This window comes from Aminobacter sp. AP02 (assembly GCF_003148805.1).
GTDB lineage: Bacteria > Pseudomonadota > Alphaproteobacteria > Rhizobiales > Rhizobiaceae > Aminobacter.
In genome coordinates, this window is record NZ_QGGX01000056.1 from 1 (window position 1) to 4796 (window position 4796).

General features: G+C 52.5%; 4 protein-coding genes and 1 pseudogene. All 5 read left to right on the forward strand.

From position 1 onward, the window contains the following. Positions 1–1161: hypothetical protein (locus tag C8K44_RS27815; RefSeq protein WP_210206246.1), on the forward strand; the 1161-nt coding region annotated here is incomplete at its 5' end. A 9-nt stretch (positions 1162–1170) separates the two neighbouring features. Then, positions 1171–1617 (forward strand): hypothetical protein, encoded by a 447-nt coding sequence (locus C8K44_RS27050; RefSeq protein ID WP_109578841.1) that lies wholly within the window; start codon positions 1171–1173, stop codon positions 1615–1617. Continuing rightward, entirely contained in the window at positions 1614–3062 is a 1449-nt protein-coding gene (locus C8K44_RS27055; protein ID WP_109578842.1) for a site-specific integrase, read from the forward strand. The genes C8K44_RS27050 and C8K44_RS27055 overlap by 4 nt, the downstream gene beginning before the upstream one ends. Before the next feature lie 208 nt (positions 3063–3270). Continuing rightward, the gene (locus C8K44_RS27060) at positions 3271–4437 is read left to right on the forward strand and encodes a serine protease (protein ID WP_158282820.1); all 1167 of its coding nucleotides are present in this window, start codon (positions 3271–3273) and stop codon (positions 4435–4437) included. 128 nt (positions 4438–4565) lie between these two features. Then, positions 4566–4796: pseudogene (locus tag C8K44_RS27065) on the forward strand (hypothetical protein); the annotation flags it as partial.

A 4796-nucleotide genomic window follows, 5' to 3' on the forward strand; every position in this document is an offset into this window, starting at 1 on the left:
CCGAGGCCGAGGAGCAGCATTACGCTATGCTGGACGAGCCAGCCATGGCCGCGTAACTTAAACCAAACAGCCTCCGGCAAACCCGGTGCGGTTCATGCGGCATTTTCCGCCCGTCGTGACGATGAAATCCACAGGACCACAATCAACTGCATTTTTCGGGATGAATCAGGCATGCCTTGGCTAAATTGTCTGATCGCCAAAAACGTACGAGCCGTACAAAGGATTCCAATACCAGAGTCGGTAGTGAAGGCGGTGGAAATAGTTCAATCAATAAAGTCCCTGGGAAATCGGACTTCGAAACGATTGTATGATTTTTGGTGTCCCGTATTAAGAAGAAATGTGTCATTTGGATCTAGATCAAGGGCTAGATCTGTTCCCGATTACTTTCGTGTCCCGCCGCTAGAGAACGGGACTACCTGGAAATTTAGCCCGCACCAGTTCCGGAAATTTTTCGGCGTAACCTATTTCTGGCGCTATGCATTTCCAAATCTGACTGCGCTTACGTATCATTACCGTCACTTCAATCCTGAAACGACGCGCGGATATATCGAGATGGAGGCTGCTGAAGGCCTTCGAATGCGCGATGAAAAGCTCGCGGCGGCGCTGAAGAGTAGAGCAGAGCGCAAAACCGATTTCGAATCCAGCAAATCAGAGTTCGTTTTATGGGTGCTAACGGGAATTGCAAAAGGTGAAAAGCTGGATGGCACACTTGGCAAGCGCATAACGGCGCAAGTGGAAGCCCTTAAGAAGCAATTCCTCCCAGGCATTCAGGTCACTGGCGGGCAAACGAGTTCCCCGTCATTCGACAAAGCATTGTCTGATCTCGTCGCTACGACCTCACTTCAGGTGCACCCAGAGGGTCATAGCCTCTGCGGGTGGGGAACAGGCCCTGATGACATCTCAAATCATCGGTGCGCAGCTCGATGCCTGGAGCTACGGCGACAACTAACCGGTCAATCGAGCGCTGATGCCACCGGGCCCGATTTCACCCATGCGGAGGACACTGGATGTCTCGTTTGCCCACTTCGAGCTGCGCTGCCCACAATGGCACCCCGCTGGGAAAAGGAGGCCCGGGACGCAGAGCTGGCCCTTTCCAATTCAACATCCGGCCAAGCTTCAATTATCAGCGAACGTATCGGGCTGATACGAGAGTACGCATAGAGATCGCCCATGACGAGAGCCAAACGACTTTACGGGGAGGAGAAGACCGCAGCGACACGAGCATCCTTCGAAAGGAAAATCGAAGAGATGTCAGCAACTCTAAAATGCTGGCAAAAGAATAAGGCGCGAGGCGAGCAATTTTGGCCCGTCAGCCTGATGAAATTGGCTGCTTGGGAGGATATCCCAAAAGGGATTTTTCGATGGAAGAGCAACAACATCACCAAGCGTGACGGCTTGTACGGTGATTTAGTTGCTTCCTATTGGAAATTGCAGCAGCATGCCAAACCATTCCTAGGCAGGGTGGCGCGACCGAACTCAACCCAAGCGCTGAAGCGGCACAACCAAGCCCTCATACAGCAAAACACTGAGTTAATATGGAGCGTGATGGAACTTCGGGATGCCTTGGTTCGCGCGGATCCAAAGAATGAAGCGCTTTCTAGGGTGACATTCCCATGAGCGCTGGACCTAGTTTCTCCTTGACCCGCCTCAGTATGGCACCCTCCGACTGCCGAATTGACGGCATCCCAACCAAGAAGCTGTCGCGCTCGATAAACGACGAAGACGGGGTCGTGATCCCTATTCAGGCGTATCTCTTGGAGAATGCCATTCGAATTGGTGACGCATGGCGCACGACGGAGAAGGAAGGGCATATACTCAACCAGTGGTACGATTATCTGAGGTTGAAAAAGGTTCCGATATTCGAGGCGGATGAAAGGCATCTCCGAAACTTTCTCCTCGGTGGCGGACAACGAGCCGGCAACGTCGTATCCTTGGATAAGAATTCAGCTGTTGTTCGGACTGAAACCAATCTGCACAAATTTCGGGTCATAGTGAGCTTCTACGACTTTTGGCAAAACAGGCGTGGGCAGAAGTTGCGAAGCTTCCGTGGGATTACTCTCGCGGAGATCAAAGAAACTCTTCTACCTCGCCCCCATCGATCTTTAGCAAAAGCAGAGATAAATTTCAGTCGTTCCGGAGCGGCAAAGCCAAAGAAAAGGCTAGGTACCCCTTCTCCGGAAGAGTCTGCTGAAATCTTGACCAAAGCCCTCGATCAATATGACCAAAATCGAGCTCATACCTATTACCTCATTGGATGCTTGGCACGATACAGTGGATCTCGGGGTGTCGGAATCTCTGGACTATTGGTTCCGCAACTTTTCAATAGCTTGAAAAAGGAAGCCGCGTTCCGAAAGATTGAGAATTATACTGCCGTACTTGACGGTCACCTCCGTGCCGAAAACAAATTTATCATCTTACAAACACTGCAGCATATGCGGGATGATCACCGCACTTTCATCTACTGCGAAGTCACAAACAAGGGAGGCGATTGGACCACTATTGCCATTCCTATCGAGCTATGTGAGGAAATAGTCGATTATATCTGCACGACCCGTCAGGAATTGGTCGAGGCTCGTTTTCTAAAGAAAAACAAGAAACCACCGCCGAATGTTTTCTTATCTTACAAAAATGGAGCGCTCTCCCAAGAGGCTATGGGAAATTTCTACAACAAGATCTTTAAAGAGCTAGAAATTAATGGTACATTTCACAGGTTCCGCGCCGCATTCTGCCAAGAGGTCGTGAGAGACATCTATATGCGTGAGCGAGCCATTAACGGCAGTTCATGGCAGTCCAATAACGTACTCGAATTTGCGCGAAAGCTCTTAGGTCACAAAAACCCAAAATCGCTTCAACACTATCTCGACCATGTCCAGGCTCAGGAAGTGTCGGTTGGACATCCTGTCATGGTGACCTCCTCAGAGGATGCAAACTACGTACGGGCGGTAGCAGCTCATTTGGATGCTCCCGACAGCGACGATTTTCGTACGGCATTGCACCTGTTTCTGGGCGAGCTGGGAATTGAGCCAATCTCAGACGAGGGCAGGAGATATGCTCTGTTTTGACCGCGAACGAGCTAAGAGAGAGCACTTCGATATCTCAGCGGAGACGGATTTTGGGGGTAGCCAGCCAGAAGGGAGCAAGGAACGTCCGCACCTGCTAACCACTGGTGAATGTGTTTCGCCTGACGTTTATCGCGACGTGATGTTTAGCTTGCAACCGAGATACATTCGCTGCTTACTTTTCTCGGGTTTTTGGCGAATGGCTAGGGTGATGAAGTTGAATATCCAGACGGCTTTGTCTGCCGTTTACATTACAATGGCCTTTGGGGTGGGCACACAAACCGCCATCGCGGATGACATCTCCGCCTCAGGGACGGGTTTTTTTGTGAACGATCAGGGCTGGGTGGTTACCAATGCCCATGTCGTAGAAGGGTGCACAAGCGTCAGCATTCCCCGCGTGGGGGATGGGAGCGACCTGGCTATTGACAAGCAAAACGACCTTGCCGCGTTCAGGATTGGCGAGGGTGGAAGCAAGCCGTTTTTACCGCTTCGCCGCTCTCAGCCTCGGCTCGGTGAAGATATTGCCGCCTACGGCTTTCCGCTGACCGGCGTGCTTTCTGACTCCGTCAAGGTCACCACCGGGAACATAAATTCCCTCGTGGGTTTGGAAAATGACACCCGCTACCTGCAGGTATCCACTCCCCTACAGCCGGGGAACTCCGGTGGCCCCGTGGTCGATCAATGGGGGTCTATCGTCGGCGTCTCGACAGCGGTGCTCGGCTCCAGCTTCAAGAATGCGACCGGGATAGACGTACAGAACGTCAATTTCGCCATTCGGTCCAACGTCATCGAATTGTTCCTTCAAAGCCGGAATATTCCGTTTGAAACCGCCGATCCGGTCGCCGACGCCAAGCCATTTTCCACGGCCGACCTATCCGAAAAGGTCAGCCCTTCTGTGGTTCAGGTCCTTTGCCACGGCGGTTCAAAAATCGCCGTCGATAATAGCGCTGCTTCGGCCGAAACATCCGCACCTCCACCCGGCGCGCCAGATGAAGACCTCAGAGAGGCAGCCATCAACGTGGTTCGGAGTTTGATCGAACAAGACAGCAGCGATCCATCTTCATCCCTTCAGGTCGTCGCAAACCTTTATGCGGATACCGTCTCCTACTACGGAAAGCAGAGAAGCTTGGGCGAGGTGCTCGCTGACAAAAGAGACTACTTCAAACGTTGGCCCGAACGGGCATACCAAATCCGCAACGATTCCGTGATGGTAACGTGCGCCAATGGGGCCTGCATGGTTTCGGGCGTCTATGACTGGATGGTGCGAAGCATCCCGAGGAACAAGCAAGCGCAAGGCGTCGCCCGTTTCAGCTACACCATTTCCCTTGGCGCGAATCCTAAAATCATCTCCGAGGCCGGAAATGTGGTGAAGCAATAGCTGTGGGCAGGATCATTCGATACCGTCGGCGACGCCGATTGCCATATCCCGCCAGGAAGCTACTCCCCTTCGCCGCCGCTCTGGTGGTCGTGGTTACAGAACTCACACCGGACAGGAGATCGCTCGTAATGAAACATCTATATGTGCTCGTAGCCGCTCTCATGGCATTCGCTCCGATGGCGTCGGCGCAGAATGCTCCCGAAAAAATGTCCATCGAGCAAATCGAGGAGGAAAAAGCCTATGCCGCCGGAATCCAGGTGGCGTTCTGGGGCCGTCCGTTAGTCGACAACGTCCACACACTGTCCGCAGCGCTGAAGGCGAATGCTGTCGGTCTGAACTATTTCAGGAAGTTCTCCGAC